The organism is Oxalobacteraceae bacterium OTU3CINTB1, from assembly GCA_024123955.1.
Taxonomy (GTDB): Bacteria; Pseudomonadota; Gammaproteobacteria; order Burkholderiales; family Burkholderiaceae_D; genus Rugamonas.
This window is the reverse complement of sequence record CP099652.1, coordinates 5,307,099-5,332,164: the sequence shown is the minus strand read 5'-3', so window position 1 is coordinate 5,332,164 and position 25,066 is coordinate 5,307,099. Positions and strand designations below refer to the sequence as shown.

Sequence of the window (25,066 nt, the reverse complement as noted above, 5' to 3'; positions counted from 1 at the left end):
GGTCGCGCGGCAGCATCGTCGATGGAGGCTCAAGTAATTCTACTCCAAGTGTGCTACCGCTCTGTGACGGCGCGGCAACGCCGCGCGGGCGGGATCAGTCGCGGAAGTTGTTGAACTCGAGCGGCATGTCGGGGACGTCCTTGCGCAGCATGGCCATCGCGGCTTGCAGATCGTCGCGCTTGGCGCCGGTCACACGCACGGCTTCGCCCTGGATGCTGGCCTGAACCTTCATTTTGCTGTCCTTGATGACGCGCACGATTTTCTTGGCCGCATCGGCCTCGATGCCGTTCTTGATCTTGATGACTTGCTTGACCTTGTCGCCGCCGACCTTCTTGATGTCGCCGTCCTCGAGGAAGCGCACGTCGACCTTGCGCTTGGACAGTTTGTTGGTCAACACGTCGCGCACTTGCTGCAGTTGGAATTCGGAATCGGCGACAACGGTCAGTTCGTTTTCCTTGTGCTCGACGGATGCGCCGGTCCCCTTGAAGTCAAAGCGGGTGGCGATTTCCTTTTGAGATTGCTCGACGGCATTCTTCACTTCGATCATATCTGCTTCGGACACTACATCAAACGACGGCATGGCTATTTCCTTTTCGTGTGGCATGGGGCGCTACCGCTCCCCATCAAAGTCTGACATTTTAACGGACAACCGGCCGGTCACCCCCATACGGGCGCTGGTTTTTTACTTGTTTCGCTCTATAATCGACTAAATTAATCGGTTTTTCCTCCATGCATCCACAGTCTCCCATCCAGCATCAGTTTCCCCTACAGTCCCTCAATACCTTCGGCATCGCCGCGACCGCGCATGCGTATTTGCGCGTGACGAAAACAGAGCAATTGCTCGGTGTTCTTGCCGATGCCGCCTGGGCTGCTTTGCCGCGGCTGGTGCTAGGCGGCGGCAGCAATCTGCTGCTCACCGGGGATTTTCCCGGGCTGGTGCTGCACATCGCGCTCGAGGGCAAGCAGGTCGTCGGCGGCGATGAGCGCAGCCATTTCGTGCGCGCGGCCGCCGGCGAGAACTGGCACGGCTTCGTGCAATGGACCCTGGCGCAGGGCATGGGCGGGCTGGAAAACCTGTCGCTGATACCCGGCACCGTCGGCGCGGCGCCGATCCAGAATATCGGCGCGTATGGGTTGGAGACCAAGGACGTCTTCCACAGCGTAACGGTGTTCGATCCGGTCAGCGCGACGACGTATGCGATGGATGCCGGCGCCTGCCGGTTTGGTTATCGCGACAGCATCTTCAAGCAGGACGCCGGGCGCCATTTGATTATTCTGGATGTGACGTTCGCGCTGCCGAAGCAGTGGCAGCCGAATTTGCGGTATGCGGAACTGGCGCAGGCGGTGGCCGAGCAGGGACATGCCACGCCAAGCGCACAGCAAGTGGCCGATACGGTGGTGGCGATCCGCCGCCGCAAACTGCCCGATCCGGCGGTGATCGGCAACGCCGGCAGCTTTTTTAAAAATCCGGTGGTGACGGGCGCGCAGTGCGTGGCGCTGCTGGAGCGTTTTCCGGCGCTGGTGCATCACGTGCAGCCCGACGGCACGGAGAAGCTGGCGGCCGGCTGGTTGATCGATCAATGCGGGTGGAAGGGTAGGAACCTCGGCGCGGCCGGCGTGTATCCAAAACAGGCGCTGGTGCTGGTCAATAACGGCGGCGCGACCGGCGCCGATGTGGTGGCGCTGGCGCGGGCGATCCAGGCGGATGTGCAGGCGAAGTACGGTGTGTTGCTGGAGCCGGAGCCGGTGTTCGTTTAAACCCGCAGGACAGAGGGGTCGTACCCCGTACGGGGTACGACCCCGCGACGGATCGCCGTGCGGGGGTTACGGTTTAGCCGAAATGGCAAACGTAATCGACCGTTTCCACGGTCTCGATGTCGAAGTGCGAATTCGCGGGCACTTTGAATTCCTGCCCTGCGCCGTAAGTCTGCCATTCCGTGGCGCCGGCCTGTCGCACCTTGCACACGCCGCCGGTGATCTCCATGGTCTCCGGCGCGCCGGTGTTAAAGGTCAGGCTCGATGGGAAGATCACGCCGACGCTCTTCTTGCTGCCGTCGGCGAGGATGATATTGTGCGACACGCATTTGCCGTCGAAGTAGATGTTCGATTTCTTGACGACGCTGACTTGATCAAATTGAGCACTCATGCTGCGGTTTTTCCTTATTGGGATGATGGGGTGGTGGCGCCGGGCAGTTCGTCCGCGCTCATGACGCGGTTGCGGCCTGCGTTCTTCGCGGCGTACAGCGCCTGGTCGGCCATCTCGATCAGATCCTCGATACTCGACTGCGGCGAAGGTATCACGCTTGCCACGCCGATCGACATCGTCACCGATGACAGCTCGGTGGTCGCCTGGGGGTTCTCGATGGCCAGGTGTTCCAGGTGGCGGCGGCATGACTCGGCCACGATCAGTGCCCCGGTCAGCGGTGTCTCAGGCAGGATAATGACGAATTCCTCGCCGCCGTAGCGCGCCGCCAGATCGGCGGGGCGCTTCAAATGTTCGGTCAGGACGGCCGCCACCTTCTTCAGGCACAAATCGCCCGCCAAGTGGCCGAAGCTGTCGTTGTAAAGTTTGAAGAAATCCACGTCGCACAGCAGCAGGGTCAGTGGCTTCTTGTCGCGCTGCGCGCGCTGCCATTCGACCGCCATGGTCTCGTCGAAGCGGCGCCGGTTGGCGATGCCGGTCAGCGCGTCGAGCGCGGCCAGCTTTTGCAGCTCGATGTTGGCGTCGGCGAGGTTCTTCTGGCTCTCGCGCAGGAAGCGGAACGCCTGGTCGCGCTGCAGGCGGCTGATATGCGCGCCGGAGTGGTAGCGCACGCGGGCCAGCAGCTCCAGCTTGTCTGGCAGCTTGACCATGTAGTCGTTGGCGCCCATGGAGAAGCTGTGCGCCTTGAGCTTGGGGTCTTCCTTTGCCGACAGCACGATCACCGGCACATGGCGCAGCGCTTCCTCGTCGCGGTAGATCTTGATCAAGCCGAAACCGTCAATGGTCGGCATCACCAGGTCCTGCAGGATCACCGTCGGTTGCAGCTGCAGGGCTGTCTGCAACGCCTGTCCGGCGTCGGTCGTGTAATGGAACTCGATATCCGGCTGGTCGCTGAGCATGCGGCGCACCGCTTCGACGATGATCAACTGGTCGTCCACCAGGAGTACCCGCACTTTGAAGGCGGTAAGCGCCGCTTCTGGATCTGCTGCGAATGCGTTTGCTTCTGACATCGGTGTTCTCTTTAAGTGTCGGCGCCGGTGCGGATCAGCGGCTGCCCAGGGTGCTGCGTAAAACGGGGCCGATCTTCGTCAGCGGTAAAACCATCTGCGCCGCATCCAGTTCGGCGGCGGCGCGCGGCATGCCGTAGACGGCGCTGCTGGCCTGGTCCTGCGCGATCGTGGTGTGGCCGGCGCGGCGCATGGCCAGCAGGCCCTCGGCGCCGTCGCGGCCCATGCCGGTCAGCAGCACGCCGATCGCCTCGCCCTTCCAATGCTGGGCGACGCAATGGAAAAACACGTCGACCGACGGCCGGTAGGCGTACTCCTTCGGATTGGCATCGTACCGTAACCGATAATTTTGATCCAGCGTTAAGTGATCGTTACTCTTGGCGATAAGGACGGTGCCGGCGGCCAGTTCGTCGCCTTCCTCGGCTGCGCGCACCGGCATGTCGAGCTGCTCGCCGAGCCAGCGCGCGAAGTTGTCGGCGAAGTGCTGGTCGATGTGCTGCACCACCACGATGGCGCAGCCGCGCGGCGGCGTCCAGCCGGCCAGCAGCTTGGAGACGGCCATCGGGCCGCCGGTCGAGGCGCCGATCGCCAGCAGCGACGTCACCTGCACCGGCACGCCCGGACCGTCGGCGCTGTGGTGCCAGCCCTGGGCCTGGCCATTGGCCGCGCCGTTCGGCGAGGTTCGCGGCGCCATCGCCTGGGTGCCGCCGCTATGGCGTATCAGCTTGTCCATGGTGCGGATCTTGGCCAGTAATTCGCTGTCGCCGCCGGGCTGGCCCTGCAACACCGGCGTCGCCGTCACGTCCAGCGCGCCGGCGCCGAGCGCGCGGAACACCTGGTTGACGTTGTCCTGCGGGCGGCCGGTCACCACCAGGATCGCGCACGGGCTGTGTTCCATGATCTGCCGAGTGGCCTCGACGCCGTCCAGCTCCGGCATGTTCAAATCCATCAGGATCAGGTCGGGCCGGTTGTCGGCGCACATGCGCACCGCCTCCGCGCCGGTGCGGGCGATCCACAGCACCTGGTGTTCGGCGGTGCTGGCCACCACGCGCCGCAGCGCTTCCGCTGCCATGGCGACATCGTTGGCGATGGCGATCTTCATCTACTGGCGTCTCCAATCAAATCGCTGACCGCGTCAAGCAGCGTCTCGTCGTGGAAGCTGCCCTTGGTCAGGTAGTAGTCTGCGCCGGCCGAAAGCCCGCGCGCCCGGTCTTCGGGTCTGTCTTTATAGGAGACTATCATGACTGGCAGCTTATGGAGGTGAATGTCCTTCTTAATAAGCGTGACAAGTTCGATACCGTCCATGCGCGGCATGTCGACGTCGGTGATCACCAGGTCGTAGTCGCCGCTGCGCACCACGTTCCAGCCGTCGATGCCGTCGATCGCGATGTCGACCTGGAAGCCCCTGCCAAGCAGCAGTTTGCGCTCCATTTCGCGCACCGTCAGCGAATCGTCGACCACCAGGATGCGCTTGGTCTTGCGCCGTTCGGCGTGGTCGGACTTGGTCAATTGATGCAGGCCGCCCTCGTGCAGCAGTTTGTCGATCGACAGCAGCAGGTCCGGCACGTCCAGTATCAGCACCGGCTCGCCGTCGTCGAGCAGGGCGGCGGCCGAGATGTCGCGCATCTTGCCGAAGATCGGATCGATGCTTTGCACCGCCAGGCTTTGTTCGCCGCGGATGGTGTCGACCACCAGCGCATAGCGGCGCGCGCCGGTGCCGATGACAACCACCGCCAACTCGCCGCTGCCGGCGTCGGTGTCGCCCAGTTCCAGCACCTGCGAGGCCGAGACCAGGCCCAGATGCTCGCCGCCGTAGTCGAAGAACTGCTTGTTCTCCAGCGTGTGGATGGCCGATTGCGGTATCTTGACCACCCGTTCGACCTGGGCGATCGGCATGGCGTAGGCTTCGCCCTTGACGTCGACCACCAGCGCCCGCACGATCGACTGCGTCAACGGCAGCGTGATGCAGGTGCGGAAGCCGACACCGAGCTCCGATTCGATGCGCACGGTGCCGTTTTGCGAACGGATGGTTTCGTGGACGATGTCGAGGCCCACGCCGCGCCCGGAAATCTCGGTGGTGCTTTCCTTCAGGCTGAAGGCCGGCAGGAACAGGAATTCCAGCAGCTCGGCCGACGACAGCGAGCCGGCCATCTGCGCACTGGCCATCTTGCGCTCGATCACCCGGCGGCGGATTTTTTCCAGGTCGACGCCACGGCCGTCGTCGCTGATCTCGATACTGAGCATGCCGGCGCGGTGCTTCGCCTCCAGCATGATGGTGCCGGTGCCCGGCTTGCCGGCCGCGATGCGCGCCGACGCCGTGTCCATGCCGTGGTCGATGGCGTTGCGCAGCATGTGGTTGAGCGGACTTTCGATCCTGGCCAGGATGTCGCGGTCGACCAGCGTGTCCTCGCCGACGATCTCCAGCCGCACATCTTTGCCCAAGGTACGCGCCAGATCGCGCACCATGCGCGGGAAGGACTGCACGCCGTCGCGGAACGGCCGCATGCGCATGGTCAGCACCTCGTCCACCATCCCTTGCGAGACGGCCAGCAGGCGGCGCTCGTAGGCTTCGATGTCGGCGATGTGCTCGAGCACGAACTGCTTGAGCGGATGGGTCTTTTGCAGCGCCACCAGCGACTGTTCCTTCAGCTTGGCGTCGGTGCTGTTGGAGATCGCCTCGTGCAGCTGCTCGATGACGGAAAAAAGACTGCTTTGGTTGCGCTTGAAGCGCTGCATGCTCTGCACGAACGGATGCATCTGGTGCGCGTTGATGCGCGACTCGCTGGCCAGCGAGAGCAGCTTGTCGAAGTTTTGGGCCGCCTTGGGCGCGGCGTGCGGGCGCGCGGCCGGCGCGGCGGGCGGCTCGTCCGGCGGTGGCGCGGAAACCTGTGCCGGAAGCGTGGCGGGGACGGGCGCCGGAGCGGGCGGGAACGCCGCCACCGGCAGCTCGCCGGGCGGGAAGTACGGCGCCGTCGTCACCGGCGCCGAGATGGGCGGCAGCAGGCCCGCCTCCATTTGCAGGTTGACCGGCTCGGGAAGGAAGGCGATGGTGGTGATGGCGTCGAGCGTGCTCGTGACGTGGGCGGCGTTGGCGGCCAGCCAGGGGTCAAGGCCGCTGTCCTGGAGGCGTGACAGCTGCAATATGAGGTCGACGCCGGCCAGCAGCACGTCGACCCGGTTGGGCGTCAGGGCCAGCTTGCCGTGTTGGGCGGCGACGAAGGCGTCCTCCATGCGGTGCGCAAGCTGCACCACCACTTCCAGGCCGACGATGGCGGCGGCGCCCTTGATCGAGTGGGCGGCGCGCATCATCGATTCGACCGTGCCGGCGTCCTTCAGGCGCTCCATGGCCAGCAGGCCGTCGGTCAGGATCTGGGTCTGGCTGTCCGCCTCCATGCGGAACAGGTCCATCATGGAGAACTGGCTCAGGTCTCCGTTGTTATCCTGGCTCATCGCAGCGTCCTCGCAAGCTGGTAGCCGATCAGGGCCGCATCGAGCATCCCGATATGCATGTCCTGATGCGACAGCACGCCGGACAGGAAGCGGCTCAGGCCCTTGTTGATGGTGGCGGCCGGCGCCTGCACGGTGGCGGAGGCGTAGCGCATGATGCCGTGCAGGTCGGCGACCGGCAGCGCGTACGACTGGTCCTCCCAGCGGATCAACAGCAGGCGCGCGAAGGTGTGGCGATGGGTCGCGGCCTCGCCTTCGCTGTCGTCGATGCCCAGCAGCGCCGCCAGCGACATGCAGGGATGCAGCGTGCCGCCGACGTTGACGATGCCGATCAGTCCCCGCGCGGCGCGGTGCGGCAGCCGGTGCGGCTTCGCCTGCGGCGCCACCGAGACGAACAATTTGGTCGGCAACGACAACCATTCGCGGCCGACGCGGAACACCAGGCACGACGCGTCCAGCGCTTGCGTGTCGCTGGCGGCTTGGCGGAAGTGCGTGGCCCAGTCTTTTTTGTAGTCGTCGCCGACGAGCCGTTGCAGGTTGCGCTGCGCGGCGCTGGCGTAGACGTCGCAATTGCGGCAGTGGACGTACTGCTCCAGCTTTCCGCAACTCTGGTCGCCGACCACGCCGATGCGGTTCCAGCAGTCTTCTATGGCGACCGGCGGGGCGGGCGTGGTGGGTTGGATGGTGATCGTCATGTGTGGACGCCCTTATGATGCCTGCTGGCGTTTGTAGATGCGCGCCGCGCGTGCCTTCAGCGCGGCGGCGGTGGCCGTGTCGCTTTTGGTTTCGGCCAGCAGGGCCAGATGGCATAGCGCTTCGTAGTGGTCCGGCTGCAGATAGATGCAACGCTTCCAGTAGTCTTCGGCCAGCTGCAGCTTCTTGGTCAATTCGTTGAGCAGTCCCAGTATGAAATACGCCTCGGCAGAATCGGGCACTTGCGCCAGATAATCGCGGCACTTGCCCTCGGCTTCCTTGAGTTGACCCAGGTCGGCCAGGCGGCGCGCGTCGGCCAGCAGATCGACCTTCGGCGCCGCCGTGGCGGCCGGCGCGGCGCTCGGGAGGCGCGCGGAAGAGGGCGGGGGCGTCGGCGGGCGCGCTGGCGTCGACACGGCCGCCGGCGCGGAGCGCGGCGTCGGCCGGGGTGGAGGCGGCATCGCCGGGCGCGCCACCTTGCGCCGCTCAACCTCCGCTTCCCTGGTCAAGCCGAAAGCCTGTGCGTAGGGCAGCGGCGCAAAGCCGTTCTGGCACAGCGACGGCACTTCCGCATAGCCGACGAACAGCAGGCCGTCGCGCCGCAGCAGCTGATCGAGCTTGGCGATGGCCGCTTTGGTGGTCGGCTTGTCGAAGTAGATCAGCAGGTTGCGGCAGAAGATCACGTCGTAGGAGCCGGTGCGTGCGTCCAGGTCCGCTTCCAGTATGTTGCCTTGCTTGAAGCGCACCTGTTTGCGGATATCGTCGTTGATGCGGAACTCGTCGCCCTCGCAGGCTGTGAAATGGCGCTCGCGGAAGCCCAGGTCCTGGTTGCGGAAGGCGTTGCGGCCATACAGGCCGGTCCTGGCGCGCTCGATGCAGCCCTTGCTGATGTCGACGGCGTCGATGATGAAGCGGTCGGGCGCGATACCGGCATCCGACAGCACCATCGCCATCGTGTAGGGTTCCTCGCCGCCTGCGCACGGCACCGTCAGGATGCGCAGCATGCGCTCCGGCGTGGATGCCAGCCGCGTGGAGAGGTAGTCTGCCGCCGCATGGAAGGCTTGCTGGTCGCGGTAGAACCACGATTCCGGCACCACCACCAGCTCCACCAGCGCCTCCAGTTCCGCCGGCGCGATGTCCTCCAGGTAGGCGCCGGCGTCGCGCGCGCCGGTCACCTCCACCCGCTGGCGGATGGCGCGGTCGACCACGGCCTTGGACAGGCTCAAGCCGGTCGCGGCGTGCAGCATGGTTTGGCCCGGGGTCATGGCAGAGGGTCCGCCGCAGTCTGGAACAGCATGGCGCGCAGCGATGCGGGCAGCAGCTGCTCCAGTTCGACCAGTTGTAGCATGCCGTCGGCATCGCCGGCCACCTGGCCGAGGAACGGCGCGGCCAGCACGCCGCTGTCGGTCAGGCGCGCCTCACCGACTTCCTGTACGCCCAGCACGCGCTCGGCGCGCAGGCCAAGCGGATGGCTGCCTCCCTCCGGCGTGTGGTAGTCGACCACGATGATGCGGGTGTCGAAATAATCCGCGCCGGCGGGCAGGCCGCTGATGCGGCATAAATCGATCACCGGCACCGACTGGCCGTGGTAATCCATCAGGCCGGCCACGGCGTCGGGCGCCAGCGGCAGGTGTTTGAGCTCGAGCAGCGGCACCACGCGCACCACGTCGCGCAGGCGCAGGCCATAGCGGTCGGCGCCGATGTGGAAGACGAGCAGTTTCATCGCGCCCGCCCGTTCCTAGACCGCGACGGCGAAGTTGGCCACGCTCGTTTGCAGGTCGCCGGCCGCGTACTGCAACTGGTGCACCGCCTCGCTGGTGGCCTTGAGCGATTCGACCGTCTGCTGGGTGGCGTCGTTCAGCTGCATCATCGTCTCGGAGATCTGCTGCGCGCCGACCGCCTGCGATTGCATCCCCTGCAGCACGGCGTCGAACTGCGGCGCCAGTTTCTGCACCTGGTCCATCACGCCGGAGAGCTGGTCGGTCACCTGACGCACCTCGCCGACGCTGCGGCGGATCTCCTCGGAGAATTTGTCCATGCCCATCACGCTGGCCGAAACGGCCGACTGCATCTCCTTGAGCATTTGTTCGATGTCCCAGGTCGACACCGACGTCTGGTCGGCCAGGCGGCGTATTTCGGTGGCCACGACCGAGAAGCCGCGGCCGGCGTCGCCGGCCTTCTCGGCCTCGATGGCGGCGTTGAGCGACAGGATGTTGGTCTGGTCGGCAACCTTGGTGATGGTGATCAAAACGCTGTTGATGTTGGACGCCTTTTCCGACAGCGCGGCCAGCTTGGCGTTGATCGAATCGGTGGCCGCGACCATGTGCTGCATGGTGCCGTCCATGCGTTGCAGGTTGTTTTGCGCCTCGGCGGTGGCGCTGGTGGTGTAGTCGGCGACGGCGGTGGCGTCCTCCATCGTCTTGAGCAGCTGGATGGTGTTGGCCGAGATCTCCTTGGTGGTGCTGAGGATCTCGACGCTGGTCTGCGCCTGTTCGATGCCGGTCGCCTCCTGCTGCTTGGCCGAGGCGGCGATCTCGGTGGCCGAGGTGGTGACCTGGATGCCGGCCTTCTGCACGTTGTTGAGCAGTCCGCGCAGGTTATCGAACATGCGGTCGAGCCCATGGCCCAACTGGCCGATGGCGTCGGCGCCGGTGATCTCGATGCGGCCGGTCAGGTCGCCCGAGGCGGCCTTCGACACCACGCCGAGCAGCGAGTCGACCTTGGACTTGAGCAGGTTGGTGGCGGCCAGCTCGTTGGCCTGGCTGTCCTGGATCGACTGCGCCATGCGGTTGAATTCGACGGTGACCTTGCCCAGTTCATCGGCCGACAGCACCGGCGCGCGCGCCGACTGGTCGCCGGCGGCGATGCGCCCGACCGCGTGGGTCAGGTTGTTGATCGGTGCTGTGAGCGTGCGCACCAGCAGCCAGGCCACCAGCGCGGCCAGCGCCACGCAGACCACGCCGCCGGCCGACAGCACCAGCCGCATGCTCGCCTGCAGGCTCTCGGCGGCGGCGGTGCGCTCGGCCAGCAGCCGATTTTCCTCGGCGGTCGCATCGTTCATGAATTTGTAGATGCCGCCGATGACCGAATTGGTGCCGGCCAGTTGCGGTGTGCGCCCCATGGCGTCGGCGGCGCCGGGCTTGTCGCCCATCTGCTCGCGCATCGCCAGTTGCGAGGCGATGACGTCCCTGGCCCAGCCATCGGTCATCGATTCGAGTTGTTTGAAGCGCGCCAGCTGCTCCGGGTTGTCGGCCACCAGCTTTTGCAGTTGCCGGACCGAGGCTGGGATGTCGAGCAGCTCCTTGCGCGCCCGTTCGAGCCGCACCGGCGCGCCGGTCAGGTAGTAGCCGCGCGCCTCCACCTGCACCTGCAGCAGGTCGTTGCGCAAGTTGTCGATGGCCTGGATCACCTCCATCGAATGCCGGTCCCACCCGTTGGCTTCCGACAGGCTGTTAAACCGGTTGTAGGCGATCGTCAGCAGCAGCAGGATGATGGCCAGGATGGCGCCGAAGCCCAGATACAGTTTGGTCTTGATGCTTGCGTGCTTCAACATGTTTTCTCCGATGGCCGCGTTGGTCGCGGCATTGTCCCACGCTTAGGCCGCTACGGCAAAGTTGGCGACACTCGTTTGCAGATCGCCGGCGGCGTACTGCAACTGGTGCACCGCCTCGCTGGTGGACTTGAGCGATTCGACCGTCTGCTGGGTGGCGTCGTTCAGCTGCATCATCGTCTCGGAAATCTGCTGCGCGCCGACCGCCTGCGATTGCATCCCTTGCAGCACGGCGTCGAACTGCGGCGCCAGTTTCTGCACCTGGTCCATCACGCCGGAGAGCTGGTCGGTCACCTGGCGCACCTCGCCGACGCTGCGGCGGATCTCCTCGGAGAATTTGTCCATGCCCATCACGCTGGCCGAAACGGCCGACTGCATCTCCTTGAGCATTTGTTCGATGTCCCAGGTCGACACCGACGTCTGGTCGGCCAGGCGGCGTATTTCGGTGGCCACGACCGAGAAGCCGCGGCCGGCGTCGCCGGCCTTCTCGGCCTCGATAGCGGCGTTGAGCGACAGGATGTTGGTCTGGTCGGCAACCTTGGTAATGGTGATCAAAACGCTGTTGATGTTGGATGCCTTCTCCGACAGCGCGGCCAGCTTGGCGTTGATCGAATCGGTGGCCGCGACCATGTGCTGCATGGTGCCGTCCATGCGTTGCAGGTTGTTTTGGGCCTCGGCGGTGGCGCTGGTGGTGTAGTCGGCGACGGCGGTGGCGTCCTCCATTGTCCTGAGCAGTTCGGCCGTGTTGGCCGAGATCTGCTTGGTGGTGCTGAGGATCTCGACGCTGGTCTGCGCCTGCTCGATGCCGGTGGCCTCCTGCTGCTTGGCCGAGGCGGCGATTTCGGTGGCCGAGGTGGTGACCTGGATGCCGGCCCGCTGCACGTTGTTGAGCAGGCCGCGCAGGTTGTCGAACATGCGGTCGAGCCCATGGCCCAACTGTCCGATGGCGTCGGCGCCGGTCACCTCGATCCTGCCGGTCAGATCGCCCGAGGCGGCCTTCGACACCACGCCGAGCAGCGAATCGACCTTGGACTTGAGCAGGTTGGTGGCCGCCAGCTCGTTGGCCTGGCTGTCCTGGATGGCCTGCGCCATGCGGTTGAATTCGACGGTGACCTTGCCCAGTTCATCGGCCGACAGCACCGGCGCGCGCGCCGACTGGTCGCCGCCGGCGATGCGCCCGACCGCGTGGGTCAGGTTGTTCAGCGGCGTTAGCAGCGCGCGCGTCAGGACCACGCCGACGACGACGGCCAGCAGCACGCAGGCGGCGCCGCCTATCGTCAGCAGCAGGCGCATGGTTTGCTGCAGCTCGTTCGACGCGTTCGAGCGCAGCGCCAGCAGGCGCGTCTCCTCGGCCGACATGTCGCGGATCAGTTGGCGCATGGCGATCATGGTGGCGGTCCCGCCCTGGATGTCGGCGATCGACGCCGCCTGCATCGACATGCCGACCGTCTTGTTCAGCGCGCGCCGCCTGGCCACCAGCGGCTCGATGACGTTGTGCATCCAGTTGTCGAACAGCGGCCGTAGTTTGGCCATGCGCGCCTGCTGCGCCGGATTGTCGCGCGTGAGCAGGGCGACCTTGTCCATCTGCTTGCGCGCCAGCGCGTCGGCGGCGGTGATCGGCGCGGCGATGGTTTCGACGCCGGTCAGCATGAAGCCTCGATTGGCGCTTTGCACCTGCAGCAGCGCGTTGTCGATAGCGGCTACCTCGATCAGCACCTCCTGCGTGTGGCGGTCCCAGTCGCCCGCGGTGGACAGTTTGATGAAATTGGTGAACGCCACCAGCAGCAGCACCAGAATGACGGCGACGATGGCGCCGAAGCCGATGGCGAGTTTTGTCTTGATACCGAGGTCTTTTAACATGCATGCTCCACTACGATGATGCGGTGGGAGCAATGTATCATCTTGCCGCCCTTTGTGGAGGACAAAAAAAACGGGCCGCTGATTCAGCGGCCCGTTTCGTCATCAAGCGTGGCGTATAAGCTGCGCGCCGGCCTGCTGGTTGACTTTTTACTGTCCGCGCTTGAGGCGCGCGTTGGCGGCGATGCGCATGCGCAGCGCGTTCAGTTTGATGAAGCCGCCCGCGTCGGCCTGGTTGTAGGCGCCGCCGTCTTCGTCGAAGGTGGCGATGTTCATATCAAACAGGGAGTCGGTCTTCGAATCGCGCGAGACGACGATCACGTTGCCCTTGTAAAGCTTGATCCTCACCCAGCCGTTGACGGTCGCCTGCGTGTGGTCGATCAGGGTTTGCAGCGCGACGCGCTCCGGCGCCCACCAGTAGCCGTTGTAGATCATCGACGCGTAGCGCGGCATCAGATCGTCCTTCAAGTGGGCCACTTCGCGGTCCAGGGTGATCGACTCGATGGCGCGGTGGCCCTTGAGCATGATGGTGCCGCCCGGGGTTTCATAGCAGCCGCGCGACTTCATGCCGACGTAGCGGTTTTCCACCAGGTCCAGACGGCCGATGCCATGCTTGCCGCCCAGGCGGTTCAATTCCGTCAGCACGGTGGCCGGCGACATGCGCACGCCGTTGACGGCGACGATGTCGCCACGCTCGTATTCCAGGTCCAGGTACTCGGCCTGGTCGGGCGCGTTCTCCGGGCTCACGCTCCAGCGCCACATGCTTTCCTCGGCTTCGGCGCTCGGGTTTTCCAGATGGCGGCCTTCGAAGGAGATGTGCAGCAGGTTGGCGTCCATCGAGTACGGCGCGCCGCCGTTCTTGTGCTTCATGTCGATGGCGATACCCGCGTCTTCGGCGTACTTCAGCAGTTTTTCGCGCGACAGCAGGTCCCACTCGCGCCATGGGGCGATCACTTTGACGCCCGGTTTGAGCGCGTAGGCGCCCAGTTCGAAGCGCACCTGGTCGTTGCCCTTGCCGGTGGCGCCGTGCGAGATGGCGTCGGCGCCGGTCTCGTTGGCGATTTCGATCAGGCGCTTGGCGATCAGCGGACGCGCGATCGAGGTGCCCAGCAGGTACTCGCCTTCATACACCGTATTGGCGCGGAACATCGGGAACACGAAGTCGCGCACGAACTCTTCGCGCACGTCGTCGATGTAGATGTTCTCCGGCTTGATGCCGAACTTGATCGCCTTGGCGCGCGCCGGCTCCAGCTCTTCGCCCTGACCCAGGTCGGCGGTGAAGGTGACGATTTCGCACTGGTAGTTATCCTGCAGCCATTTGAGGATGACGGAGGTATCGAGGCCGCCCGAGTAGGCGAGGACTACTTTTTTAATATCGCTCATGCTAGTTCCAATGGAGGTGAAATGTATTTTTATATGAAGATCACTGCGCGTCGAGGCGGCCGAGCAGCAGGTATTCGATCAGCGCCTTCTGGATGTGCAGGCGGTTTTCCGCCTCGTCCCAGACCACCGACTGCGGGCCGTCGATGACTTCGGCCGCCACTTCCTCGCCGCGGTGGGCGGGCAGGCAGTGCATGAACAGCGCGTCCGGCGCGGCGCGCGCCATCTTGGCGCCGTCGACGATCCAGCCGTCGAAGGCTTTGATGCGGGCGGCGTTTTCCTCTTCGTAGCCCATGCTGGTCCACACGTCGGTGTTGACCAGGTGCGCGCCCTCGCAGGCGTCGGCCGGGTTGGCGAAGAAGGTGTAGCGGTCGGTCGACACCAGCGACATGTCCATGTCGTAGCCCTTGGGCGTGGAGACGTTGACGTGGAAGCCGAACACTTCGGCCGCCTGCAGCCACGAATACAGCATGTTGTTGGCGTCGCCGATCCAGGCCACGGTCTTGCCGGCGATCGGGCCGCGGTGCTCGTAGAAGGTGAAGATGTCGGCGAACACCTGGCACGGGTGGTGTTCGTTGGTCAGGCCGTTAATCACCGGCACGCGCGAATGGGCGGCGAAGCGCTCGATGATGTCCTGGCCGAAGGTGCGCACCATGATGATGTCGCACATGCGGCTCATCACCTGGCCGGCGTCTTCCACCGGCTCGCCGCGTCCCAGCTGCGAGTCGCGCGTGTTCAGGTAGATGGCGGCGCCGCCCAGCTGGTGCATGCCGGCCTCGAACGACAGGCGGGTGCGGGTGGAGTTCTTCTCGAACACCATGACCAGCGTGCGGTCGATCAGCGGGTGGTAAATCTCGTAGTTTTTGAACTTTCGCTTGATCAGGTGCGCGCGCTCGATGACGTATTCGTATTCGGCCAACGTGAAGTCGGAAAACTGCAGGTAATGCTTGATCGGTTTTTGGATAGGCATAATGACAACTGACAGGTGAACTGGCCCGTGACTGGATGCGCGGCCGGCTGAGCCGAACAATTATAAAGGCAATTCGGCCAAAGGGGCGAATTGCCGCAGATTGTGCTGTCGGCGGGGGCGAATTTAATGGTAGATCCGCGCCGCGGCCGCCCCGGGGGCCGGCGCCGGCGCGGTCAGCGGCAGCTCCAGGGTGAACGTGGTGCCGCCGGGCGCGCTGTGGACCGTGATCTGCCCGCCCAGCACCGACGTGACAATATTGTAACTGATCGACAATCCGAGCCCGCTGCCGCCCTGGCCCAGCTTGGTGGTGAAGAAGGGATCGAAGATGCGCGACATGTGCTCCGGCGCGATGCCGGCGCCGTCGTCGCCGAACACCAGCGTCACCTTGCCGTCGGCCGGCGCGGCCGCGCGCAGCCACATGCGCCCGCCGCCGGCGCCGTCGCCGTTGCCGCCAGATGCGTCGGCGCCGCCGAACGCGTGCAGCAGGGCGTTGTTGATGAAGTTGGCGATGACCTGGCCCAGCGGACCGGGATAGCTGTCCATGGCGATGTCGGCCGGCACCTCGACGTCGATGCGGTGGCCGCTGGCGCGCACCCGGTTCATCATCGTGGCGATCACCTCGGTGGCCACCTGCTGCAGGTCGAAGCGGCGGCGCTGCTCGGTGGTGCGGTCGACCGCCACCTGCTTGAAGCTGTTGACCAGGTCGGCCGCGCTGGTGAGCCCGCGCATGACCAGCGCGTGCGCGGCGACGGCGTCCCCCAGATAGGTGGACAGGTCTGAGCGGCGCAGGCCGGGACCGTCCAGGCGTTTGGCCAGCTCCTCGGTCTTCTGGTGCAAGGTGCTGGCGATCAGCAGGCTGTTGCCGATCGGCGTGTTGAGTTCATGGGCGACGCCGGCCATCAGCGCGCCGAGCGCCGCCAGCTTTTGCTGCGACACCAGCTGCGTCTGCGCGTCCTGCAACTGGCGGTAGGCCTGGGCGTTGTCGAGCGCGATGGCGCCGTAGGCGCACAAGGTGCGGAAGATCAGCCGTTCGCGCTCGCCGTAGGCGCGCGCGCGGGCCGCCTGCACCGTCATCACGCCCAGGGTGCGCTCGCCGACCAGCAGCGGCACGTACAGCGCGCACGACATCAGTTGCGTGCCGGGTGCCAGGAAGATGTCGTCCGGGCCGGCGTCGTCGACATAGATCTCGACGCGCTCGCGCAGGCTGCGCGCGGCATTGGCGCGCGGGTTGTCGACGGCGATGGTGTTGCTCGCCAGCGGCGCGCCGTTCTCGACCCCGAACACGCGGCTCAGGGTGTCGAAGCCGGGGTCGCACAGGTAGATGGCGAAGGTGTTGGCCGGCAGCAGCGCCTGCACGTGGGCGTTGAGCGCGGCGAAGATGGCGGCGGCGTCGAGGTGGGTGGTGATCTCGCGGCCGATCACCGACAGCCGCTCGAGCGTGGCGGTGGTTTGCAGCAGCAGCTTGGCGCGGTGGGCCTCGGACGCTGCCAGCAGCCGGTGGTGCAGGCCCTCGGCGCGGGCGCGTTCGGTCTGGTGGTGCACCTGCATGGCGATGGCGCGGTTGGTGGCCTCCTGGCCGTGGGTCTTGTCGCGCGCGGCGGCCGCCGCCAAGGCCGAGGCGTAGGCCTGGGCGTGGTCGCCGATGCGGGCGTATTGAGCGCCGAGCGCGTCGAGCAGGTCGCCCGGCAGGGTGTAGCCGTCGATGCGCGAAGCCACCGCCAGCGCCCGGTGCAGGTAGTGCAGGGTGGCGTTGGGCTTGGTCATGCCGGGCGGGGCCGGCAGCGGGTGGCGCGCGTGGATTTCCGACAGCACCCGCAGCGCGGCGACGTGGTTGTCCAGGTGGTCCTGGGCGGTGGCCAGTTCGATCGCGTGCTCGGCGGCGGCCAGCGCCTCCTGCGGACGGTCGAGGTAGCACAGCGCGTGGGCCTGGCCGCGGCGGGCCACGCTGTGCAGGTCGACCTGGCGCAGCGCGGCGGCGCGTTGTTCCAGGCCGCTGAAGGCGTCGAGCGCGGCGGCGTAGTCGGCGCGGTCGAGCGAGAGGTCGCCCAGGAAGTGCAGCGCCGAGGCGTAGCTGCGGCCGGCCGGCAGCGGCGCCAGCACCGACAGGGCCTCGGCCAGCAGTTCGGCGCTGGCGTCGAGCCGGCCCAGGCGGCGCATGGTGTCGGCCGTGTGCGACAGGCAGGCGCCGACGCTGCGCGGCCAGCCGGTCGGGCGGGCCAGGTCGAGCGCGCGCTGCAGCCAGTCGAGCGCGGCGTGGTGGTCGTGCAGGATGGCGAAATCGAGGCCGACGTTGACGGCGGCGGTGATGGCCGCGCGCAGCTGGCCGGTGGCGCGCGCGGCCTCGTAGGCGCGGATGAAGTGGCCGGCGGCGGCGCCGTAGTGGCCGCCCTGGCTGGCGCGGGTGCCGAAAAAGTCGCCGATCCACGCGGCCACGCCTTGTTCCATCGGCGCGATCGGCGCGGCCGGTTCCACCGTGGCGCCGGCGTCGGCCACCAGATGGTGCTGGAAGTGCTGGAAGTGGGTGCCCCATCGCCGTTCGGCGGCGCGCATGTCCTCGATGACTGCCCAGCGCGCGATGGTCGCTTCGGCGATGGCGACGCGCTCGGTGTCGCCGGCCTCGCCGGCGATGGCCGCCATGCGTTCGAGATGGGCGATGCCGCCCGGATGGTCGCCGCCGTCGATGGCGACCCAGGCGCGCAGCCAGTGCGTGTCGGCGCAGCCGCGCTGGTCGCCCTGCGCGTGCAATTGCGCGGCGATGGCGGCGGCCTTGGCCTCGGCCTCCGGCAGGCGGCCTTCGAGCCAGTCGGCCTCGGTTTCCACCAGCCGCAGCCGGGCCGCCGTCACGGTTTGCGCCTGCGGACCCAGCGCGGTGGCCGGCAGCAGATCCAGGCCCTCACGGGCGAGGGCGACGGCGCGCGCGCTGTCGCGCTGGCGCAGGTGCCAGGCCAGCGGCACCAGCACCGGCAGGCGGGCCGGCCCGCGCAAGGTCGGCAGGGCGGTTTCCCACTGCGATACTTCGTCGTCGAGCGCAAACATGTCCATCGATGTCCTCGAACCGCGCATCTAAATGTGTTGATGGAAACGCACGTATAATTTCCCTTGAGAATTATAATCGCCAAACCGGATACCGTGTGCGCGGGCCACGCAAAAGGTGGCTCCTATGATGCAAGAGTACTATTTAATACAGCGTTTGCGACGATTCATGCAACAGTTGGCCGTACAGCGTGTGGCGCATCTTGGTGATCTTGCCCTCGGCGACCGCCGCCAGGATGGCGCATTGCGGCTCGATCAGGTGCCGGCAATTGTAATACTTGCAATGTCCAAGGTAGGGCGCAAAATCGACGAAGGCGCGTTCGAGCATGCCTTCGCTGAGGTGGTACAGGCCGAACTCCTGGAAACCGGGCGAATCGATGATGGACGAACCCTCACCCAGTTCGGGCAACTGGTACAGCCTTGTGAAGGTGGTGGTGTGCTTGCCGGTGTCGAGCGCGGCGGAAATTTCCCGCACGGCGATGTCGGCGTCCGGCACCAGGAGGTTGATCAGCGAGGACTTGCCCATGCCCGACTGGCCGATCAGGATCGACGATTGCCCCGCCAGCAGCGGTTTGAGGACCGCCAGCGCCTCGTCCGGGTGCGCCTTGGCCGACACCTCGTGCACCGGGTAGCCCAGCGAGGCGTACGGTTGCAGCCGCTCGCGGGTGCGCGCCAGCGATTCGGTGACGTCGGTCTTGTTGAGGATCAGGCGGGCCTGGATGCCGGCCGCCTCGGCCGCCACCAGCGAGCGTGACACCAGGTCGTCGGCAAAGCCGGGCTCGGTCGCGACGACGATGAACAGCTGCGTCAGGTTGGCCGCCAGCAGCTTGGATTTGTACTGGTCCGAGCGGTACAGCAAGGTCTTGCGTTCTTCGATCTTGTCGATCACGCCCTGGTCGGGCGAGGTCATGGTGACATCGACGATGTCGCCGACGGCGACGTTGGTCTTCTTGCCGCGCGTGACGCATTGCAGCTTGACGCCGCCGGCCTCGGCCAGATAGTGGCGACCGTGGGCGGCGATGATTGTCGCCTTGAGCTTGGTTGGCGCTTGCTGGCTCATGCGGACGCCTTGGCCAGTTGCGCGAACAGCGCGTCGGCCTTGGCCGCGCAGATGAAGTCGTTGTCCGACAGGCCGCCACGCCCATCGTCGACCGAATGGGTATCGTAGCGCACGGTGCAGTTTTTGTAAGTCACGGTCATTTCCGGGTGGTGGTCTTCGGCGTGGCTCAGGTAGGCCAACGCATTGACGAAGGCCATGGTGCGATAGTAATTGAGAAAGCCGAAGGAGCGGCACAGTTTGCCGTCTTCCAGCGACCAGTTGGGCACGAGCGTTGCAAGACGCGCGGCCTCGTCGGCGGTCAGCGCCTGTTTGGCGGGCCGGCTATGGCCCGCGAGCAGGTCGGGGAGCGTCGTGCGGGAAGTGTTCATGCTGCGGTCGCCGCGTTCAGATGCCGGATGCGCACGCTCGCCGGCGGGTGGGAATCGTAGAACGCCGAGTGCAGCGGGTCCGGCGTCAGGGTCGAGGCGTTGTCCTCGTACATCTTGACCAGCGCCGACACCAGGTCGCGCGAATCGGTGTGCTTGGCGGCAAAGGCGTCGGCCTCGAACTCGTGCTTGCGCGAGCCGATCGACGTCAGGGGGCTGAACAAGAAGGTGAACACCGGCAGCGCCAGCATGAACAACAGCAGCACCATGGCGTCGTTGTTCTGGCCCGGCAGCAGCAGCGGATCGACGCCGAGGCCGGTGTAGAACCACACCTGGTTCTTCAGGTAGCCCAGCAGCGCCAGGAAGCCCAGCGAGATGGCGAACATCATGACGATGCGCTTGATGATGTGCTTAAGCTTGAAGTGGCCCAGCTCGTGCGCCAGCACCGCCTCGATCTCCTGCGGTTGCAGGCGCGAGAGCAGGGTGTCGAAGAACACGATGCGCTTGTTGGCGCCGAAGCCGGAGAAGTAGGCGTTGCCGTGGGCGCTGCGCTTGGAGCCGTCCATCACGAACAGGCCCTTCGAGGCGAAGCCGACGCGCTTCATCAGGCCTTCGATGCGCGACTTGAGCGACTGGTCTTCCAGCGGCGTGAACTTGTTGAACATCGGTGCGATGACGGTCGGGAACAGCACCATCATCAGCAACTGGAAGCCGCTCCACACCAGCCACGCGTAGAACCACCACAGGTCGCCCGATTTCTCCATCAGGGTCAGCATGACCCACATCAGCGGCAGGCCGATGGCCGCGCCCAGCAAGGCGCCCTTGACCATGTCGGCGAAGAACAGGCCGCGCGTCATCTTGTTGAAACCGAAACGCTGTTCGAGGCCGAACTGCTTGTAATAGTCGAACGGCAGGTCGATGACGCCCGAGATCAGCGCGAACGCGGCGAGCAGCGCCAGTTGGTAGCCCATGCCGCCGCCGGTCAGTTTAAAGATCTCCACCGACAGCCACTGCAGGCCGCCAAGCAAGGTGAAACCGACCAGCACCAAGGTGTTGATCAACAAGGTGAACAGGCCGAACTTGGTGCGCGCAACGGTGTAATCGGCCGCCTTCTGATGGGCGGCGAGGGGGATCTTCTCGGCGAATTCGGCCGGCACGGCGCCGCGATGGGTCAGCACATGACGGATATGGCGCGAGGCCAGCCAGAAGCGCACGATCAAGGTCAAAATGATGAAAGATACGAACAAAATCGAAAACGCGAGTGAATACATTCTATGCCTGTGAGAAAATGGCGGATTCGGATTAACGTGGGCTCACGCGAGCCAAGAGAGAATTATGTCACAAGCTAACGATTTGCCAGAAGGTTCCGCTCCGGCGGTGATTACCCCGCGCCAGAATGAAATGAATCTGGTCTGGGTCGATATGGAGATGACCGGTCTGGAGCCGGACACCGACCGCATCATCGAAGTGGCCGTGGTCGTCACCGACATGCACCTGAACGTGCTGGCCGAGGGCCCGGTGATGGTGGTACACCAGAGCGACGCGGTGCTCGACGGCATGGACGCCTGGAACAAGGGCACGCACGGCCGCTCCGGCCTGATCGAGAAGGTCAAGGCGTCGACCGTGACCGAGGCGCAGGCCGAGGAAGAACTGATCAAGTTCATGAAGCTGTGGGTACCGAAGGGCAAAGCGCCGATGTGCGGCAACACCATCGGCCAGGACCGCCGATTCATGGTGCGCTACATGCCGAAGCTGGAGGCGTATTTCCATTATCGCAACATCGACGTGTCGACGTTGAAAGAGCTGGGCAAACGCTGGAAGCCGGAGATGGTGGCCGGCTTCAAGAAGCACCAGATGCACACGGCCATGGCCGACATCATCGAATCGATCGAAGAGCTCAAGTACTACCGCGAGCATTTCATCAAGCTGTAAGGGACGCGCGCGTCCATCGGAACAGGTTCGGTTGAACCTGTTTTTTTTCGTCTGAAAGGTAAGTCATGAAGATTTTGCAATGTTTTGTCGCCGCAGCGCTGGCGCTGGTCGGCTCGATGGCCAGCGCCGCCCATTTCACGATCAAGGATTGGGAGGTTGCTTGCGACAACACGCGCGCCTGCGAGGCGGTCGGGTATCAGGCCGATGAGGGCGATAGTGCGCCGGTGGCGTTGTGGCTGGGGCGTGCGGCCGGTCCGAACGGGGCCGTGGCGGCGAAGCTGACCGCGATCAATCAGGATGAGACCGCCGTCGGCCCGCTGACCTTGCGGGTTGGGAAGCTGGCTTTGCCCGGTTTGACCTCGGAGGCCGAGTTGAAACCGGCGCAGCTTGCCCAGTTGCTGCCGGCGCTGCTGGATGCGGGGTATGCGGATGTCACCGATGGCAAAACCAAGTGGAGGCTGTCTCTGGCGGGCATGAAGGCGGCGTTGCTGAAGATGGACGATTTGCAAGGGCGGGTTGGCACCGTGACTGCACTGGTGAAGCCGGGTACCAAACCCGCCAGCACGGTATTGCCGGCTGTGCCCGTGCCGGTGCTGCGTGGCCTGCCGCCGGTGGCGGAGCGCAAGCAGGACGCGGCCTTGCTGCCGGTGATCGTCAAGAAGTTGCCGAAAGGTGGGTGTGACGAGCAGCCGGATCTGATTGGCGGCGGTGAGTCGCAGAGCGAAATTTATCGTTTGTCGGCGTCGAAGGTGTTGCTGCTGATTGAATGCGGGCGCGGCGCCTACCAGTCCAGCTTTGCAGTCTGGACGGCCAATGACAAGGCGCCGTACGCGGCCCAGCGGGCGCGGTTGACCGACGCCGACGGCGCGCCGGACAACGAGTTGCTCAATGTATCGTTCGACAAGGGCGAGCTGGGTAGCTTTGCGAAAGGGCGCGGGCTGGGCGACTGCAACATGCAGGCGACCTGGCTGTGGACGGCGGAAGGCTTCAAGCTGGCGTCGGCGTCATCGGCGCGCCTGTGCCGTGGCGTGCCGGGTGGTTACATGCTGAGCGACTGGAGCGCGCAGGTCAAATAGGGCGGCTCCATAAGTGATTGAACGCACCGTTCGTTAATGAAACCGAATGTGGGCGGTGCGTAACGCTTCTACACTGGCCGGATTCCAACGAACTCATCCATTGCCATGACCCGCATCCCTCGTTCCTACCTCGCGCTTGCGGTCGCCGTGCCGGTTTTGCTGGCGCTGGCGGCCTGTTCGCCGCTGACTGCGCTTAACGCGTTGTCGCCCGGCGGCGCCTCCGAACGCACCGCCGGTCTGTCCTATGGCGAGGGGCCACGCCGCATGCTCGACGTCTACCGTCCGAAAGACGCCAACGGCAAGGCGCCAGTGGTGGTGTTCTTCTACGGTGGCAACTGGGTGGCGGGCGAGCGTGCAGACTATGCGTTCGTCGGCCGGGCGCTGGCGTCGCGCGGCATCGTCACTGTGGTCGCCGATTACCGGCTCTATCCCGAGGTGAGCTATCCCGATTTTCTGGATGACGCGGCGCAGGCGGTGGCGTGGGCCGCCAGGCAGGCCGGCCGTTACGGCGGCGATCCCAGGCGCTTGTATGTGATGGGCCACAGCGCCGGCGCGTACAACGCGGCGATGGTGGCGCTCGACGAGCGTTGGCTTAAAAAGCAGGGCATGTCTATCGGGGATCTGCGCGGATGGATCGGCCTGGCCGGGCCGTATGACTTTTTGCCGATCGAAAATCCGACCACCAAGCCGGTGTTTCATTTCCCGGATTCGCCGCCGGAATCGCAGCCCGTGCGGCATGTGTCGGCCGCCTCGCCGCCGGCGTTGCTGATCGCGGCGCGTAGTGACAAGCTGGTGGACCCGCAGCGGAACACCGGCCATCTGGCGGAACGGCTGCGCGCCAATCACGTTGACGTCAAAGAGCTTTACTACGACAAGGTCAGCCACACCACGCTGGTCGGCTCGATCGCCGCACCGCTACGCTGGCTGGCGCCGACGTTGGATGACGTGGCAGCGTTTATCTTGCGCGACGGCGATGGACAGGTAAGTTTGAAACCATCTGAACCACGTAGGGCGGATTAGCGTAGCGTAATCCGCCAAGCTCCGTCGGCGGCTCGTGCATGGCGGATTACGGCGTTCCGCCTAATCCGCCCTACGTGTCTCCAAGGTTATATCCCCGCCTCGTTATCCCGCGAGCGCCTGCCACACCAGCCACGCATTCGCGCTGGAGATGACCGCGAACAGGAACCACGACAACGCCGTGGTCCACCAGGCGTTGACGAAGTCGCCCATGATGCGGCGTTGCGACGTCAGGCTGATCAGCGGATACATGGCGAACGGCAGTTGCATGCTCAGCACCACCTGGCTCAGCACCAGCAGCTTGCCGACGGAATGTTCGCCCAACGTCAGCACGCCGATCATGGCCGGAATCAGCGCCAGCCCGCGCGTGAGGGCGCGCCGCTGCCAGCACGGAATCTTCATTTTCAGAAAACCTTCCATGATGACCTGGCCTGCGATGGTGCCGGTGAAGGTGGAGCTTTGCCCCGACGCCAGCAGCGCCAGAGCGAACAAGGTCGCCGCCAGCGCCGTGCCGGCCACCGGCGCGAGCAGCAAATAGGCGTCGTCGATGTCGAGCACGCGGGTGTTGCCCGGCTCGTGGAAGGCGGCCGCCGCCAGCACCAGGATGGAACCGTTGATCAGCAACGCCAGCAGCAGCGAGACGACGGTGTCGATGCGCGACAAACCGATCGCCTCGCGCTTGGCGCTGGCCTTTTGCGACACCACGCGCGTCTGCACCACCGACGAGTGCAGGTACAGATTGTGCGGCATCACGGTCGCGCCGAGGATGCCGATGGCCAGGTACAGCGGCTCGCGCGACGACAGGGTCGACAGCGACGGCACCAGTCCCGCCACGACGGCGTTCCAGTCCGGCTTGACGAAAATGAGCTCGGTGAACAGGCAGGTGGCCACCGTCAGGATCAGCGCCAGCACGATCGCTTCGATCTGGCGGAACCCTTTGCCTTTCAGGCCAAGGATGAGCAGCGTGTCGAGCGCGGTGAGCGCGACGCCGGTCGGCAGCGATACGCCCAGCAGCAGCTTGAACGCCAGCGCGCAGCCGAGCACCTCGGCCAGGTCGCAGGCGATGATGGAAATTTCGGCGAAGCCCCACAAGGTCTTGGCCACCGGCGGCTTGTACTGCTCGCGGCAGTGCACGGCCAGGTCCTTGCCGGTGACGATGCCCAGGCGCATGCTCAGGCATTGCAGCACGATGGCGGCCAGGCTCGACAGCACGACCACGAACAAGAGCTGATAGCCGAACTGCGAGCCGCCCTGGATCGCCGTGGCCCAGTTGCCCGGGTCCATGTAGCCGACCGAGACCAGCAGGCCGGGACCGGCGAAGCGCAGCACTTTTTTCCAGAACGGATCGCCCTCCGGCACGTGGACGGTGCCGGCCACTTCGGACGGGCAGAACGGCGCGGTGGCGGTGGTGGGGAGCTTGAAAGGCAGTGAGAACATGGGCATCCTGATAATGAATGCCGAAATTCTACTTGAGTT

General features: G+C 65.3%; 21 protein-coding genes. 4 read left to right on the top strand and 17 right to left on the bottom strand.

Translation table 11 applies throughout. From position 1 onward, the window contains the following. Window positions 1-94: 94 nt before the first annotated feature. Window positions 95-580, bottom strand: coding sequence for a YajQ family cyclic di-GMP-binding protein (locus NHH73_23015; GenBank protein USX25437.1), 486 nt, complete (start codon window positions 578-580; stop codon window positions 95-97). Window positions 581-729: 149 nt separating this feature from the next. Between NHH73_23015 and murB the strand changes: the two genes are divergently transcribed. Then, a complete protein-coding gene (murB, locus tag NHH73_23010; GenBank protein USX25436.1) occupies window positions 730-1,758 on the top strand; it encodes a UDP-N-acetylmuramate dehydrogenase in 1,029 nt (342 codons plus the stop codon). Between the two features lie 73 nt (window positions 1,759-1,831). Here the strand turns inward: murB and NHH73_23005 are convergent, their stop codons facing one another. From NHH73_23005 to NHH73_22935, 15 genes are all read right to left on the bottom strand, one after another. After that, window positions 1,832-2,146, bottom strand: a complete 315-nt coding sequence (locus NHH73_23005; protein USX25435.1) for a pyrimidine/purine nucleoside phosphorylase — start codon at window positions 2,144-2,146, stop codon at window positions 1,832-1,834. A gap of 14 nt (window positions 2,147-2,160) precedes the next feature. Then, window positions 2,161-3,213 (bottom strand): diguanylate cyclase, encoded by a 1,053-nt coding sequence (locus NHH73_23000; GenBank protein USX25434.1) that lies wholly within the window; start codon window positions 3,211-3,213, stop codon window positions 2,161-2,163. A gap of 34 nt (window positions 3,214-3,247) precedes the next feature. Beyond that, on the bottom strand, window positions 3,248-4,312 hold the full coding sequence (gene cheB / locus NHH73_22995) for a chemotaxis-specific protein-glutamate methyltransferase CheB (GenBank protein ID USX25433.1): 1,065 nt from the start codon (window positions 4,310-4,312) through the stop codon (window positions 3,248-3,250). Beyond that, window positions 4,309-6,660, bottom strand: a complete 2,352-nt coding sequence (locus tag NHH73_22990; protein ID USX25432.1) for a hybrid sensor histidine kinase/response regulator — start codon at window positions 6,658-6,660, stop codon at window positions 4,309-4,311. Before NHH73_22990 ends, cheB begins: the two co-directional genes overlap by 4 nt. Continuing rightward, window positions 6,657-7,352 (bottom strand): chemotaxis protein CheW, encoded by a 696-nt coding sequence (locus NHH73_22985; GenBank protein USX25431.1) that lies wholly within the window; start codon window positions 7,350-7,352, stop codon window positions 6,657-6,659. The genes NHH73_22990 and NHH73_22985 overlap by 4 nt, the downstream gene beginning before the upstream one ends. Before the next feature lie 12 nt (window positions 7,353-7,364). Beyond that, window positions 7,365-8,615, bottom strand: coding sequence for a methyltransferase (locus tag NHH73_22980; protein ID USX25430.1), 1,251 nt, complete (start codon window positions 8,613-8,615; stop codon window positions 7,365-7,367). Further along, entirely contained in the window at window positions 8,612-9,073 is a 462-nt protein-coding gene (locus tag NHH73_22975) for a chemotaxis protein CheW (protein USX25429.1), read from the bottom strand. The genes NHH73_22980 and NHH73_22975 overlap by 4 nt, the downstream gene beginning before the upstream one ends. A gap of 15 nt (window positions 9,074-9,088) precedes the next feature. Next, window positions 9,089-10,903 (bottom strand): methyl-accepting chemotaxis protein, encoded by a 1,815-nt coding sequence (locus tag NHH73_22970; protein USX25428.1) that lies wholly within the window; start codon window positions 10,901-10,903, stop codon window positions 9,089-9,091. A 42-nt stretch (window positions 10,904-10,945) separates the two neighbouring features. Then, window positions 10,946-12,760, bottom strand: a complete 1,815-nt coding sequence (locus NHH73_22965; GenBank protein USX25427.1) for a methyl-accepting chemotaxis protein — start codon at window positions 12,758-12,760, stop codon at window positions 10,946-10,948. A gap of 147 nt (window positions 12,761-12,907) precedes the next feature. After that, window positions 12,908-14,140, bottom strand: coding sequence for an argininosuccinate synthase (locus NHH73_22960; GenBank protein USX25426.1), 1,233 nt, complete (start codon window positions 14,138-14,140; stop codon window positions 12,908-12,910). A 40-nt stretch (window positions 14,141-14,180) separates the two neighbouring features. Further along, window positions 14,181-15,107 carry an ornithine carbamoyltransferase gene (argF, locus tag NHH73_22955; protein ID USX25425.1) on the bottom strand — a complete coding sequence of 309 codons (927 nt, stop codon included), beginning with the start codon at window positions 15,105-15,107 and terminating at the stop codon, window positions 14,181-14,183. A 123-nt stretch (window positions 15,108-15,230) separates the two neighbouring features. Further along, window positions 15,231-18,149 carry an ATP-binding protein gene (locus NHH73_22950; GenBank protein USX25424.1) on the bottom strand — a complete coding sequence of 973 codons (2,919 nt, stop codon included), beginning with the start codon at window positions 18,147-18,149 and terminating at the stop codon, window positions 15,231-15,233. Window positions 18,150-18,285: 136 nt separating this feature from the next. Beyond that, a complete protein-coding gene (gene rsgA, locus NHH73_22945) occupies window positions 18,286-19,200 on the bottom strand; it encodes a ribosome small subunit-dependent GTPase A (protein ID USX25423.1) in 915 nt (304 codons plus the stop codon). Then, window positions 19,197-19,568, bottom strand: coding sequence for a 4a-hydroxytetrahydrobiopterin dehydratase (locus tag NHH73_22940; GenBank protein ID USX25422.1), 372 nt, complete (start codon window positions 19,566-19,568; stop codon window positions 19,197-19,199). Before NHH73_22940 ends, rsgA begins: the two co-directional genes overlap by 4 nt. Beyond that, a complete protein-coding gene (locus NHH73_22935) occupies window positions 19,565-20,836 on the bottom strand; it encodes a M48 family metallopeptidase (GenBank protein USX25421.1) in 1,272 nt (423 codons plus the stop codon). The genes NHH73_22940 and NHH73_22935 overlap by 4 nt, the downstream gene beginning before the upstream one ends. A 64-nt stretch (window positions 20,837-20,900) precedes the next feature. Here NHH73_22935 and orn point away from each other — a divergent pair, with 64 nt between their 5' ends. The 3 genes from orn to NHH73_22920 all read left to right on the top strand — a co-directional run bounded on the left by orn (window position 20,901) and on the right by NHH73_22920 (window position 23,593). Continuing rightward, complete coding sequence (gene orn / locus NHH73_22930) at window positions 20,901-21,497, top strand: oligoribonuclease (protein ID USX25420.1); 597 nt, start codon at window positions 20,901-20,903, stop codon at window positions 21,495-21,497. Between the two features lie 65 nt (window positions 21,498-21,562). Beyond that, window positions 21,563-22,573: a DUF1176 domain-containing protein gene (locus NHH73_22925; protein USX25419.1), complete on the top strand. Its 1,011-nt coding sequence runs from the start codon at window positions 21,563-21,565 to the stop codon at window positions 22,571-22,573. A gap of 105 nt (window positions 22,574-22,678) precedes the next feature. Then, complete coding sequence (locus NHH73_22920; GenBank protein USX25418.1) at window positions 22,679-23,593, top strand: alpha/beta hydrolase; 915 nt, start codon at window positions 22,679-22,681, stop codon at window positions 23,591-23,593. Window positions 23,594-23,695: 102 nt separating this feature from the next. On the opposite strand, the gene NHH73_22915 is transcribed toward NHH73_22920, so the two are convergent. Further along, window positions 23,696-25,027, bottom strand: coding sequence for an Nramp family divalent metal transporter (locus NHH73_22915; GenBank protein USX25417.1), 1,332 nt, complete (start codon window positions 25,025-25,027; stop codon window positions 23,696-23,698). Window positions 25,028-25,066 lie beyond the last annotated feature (39 nt).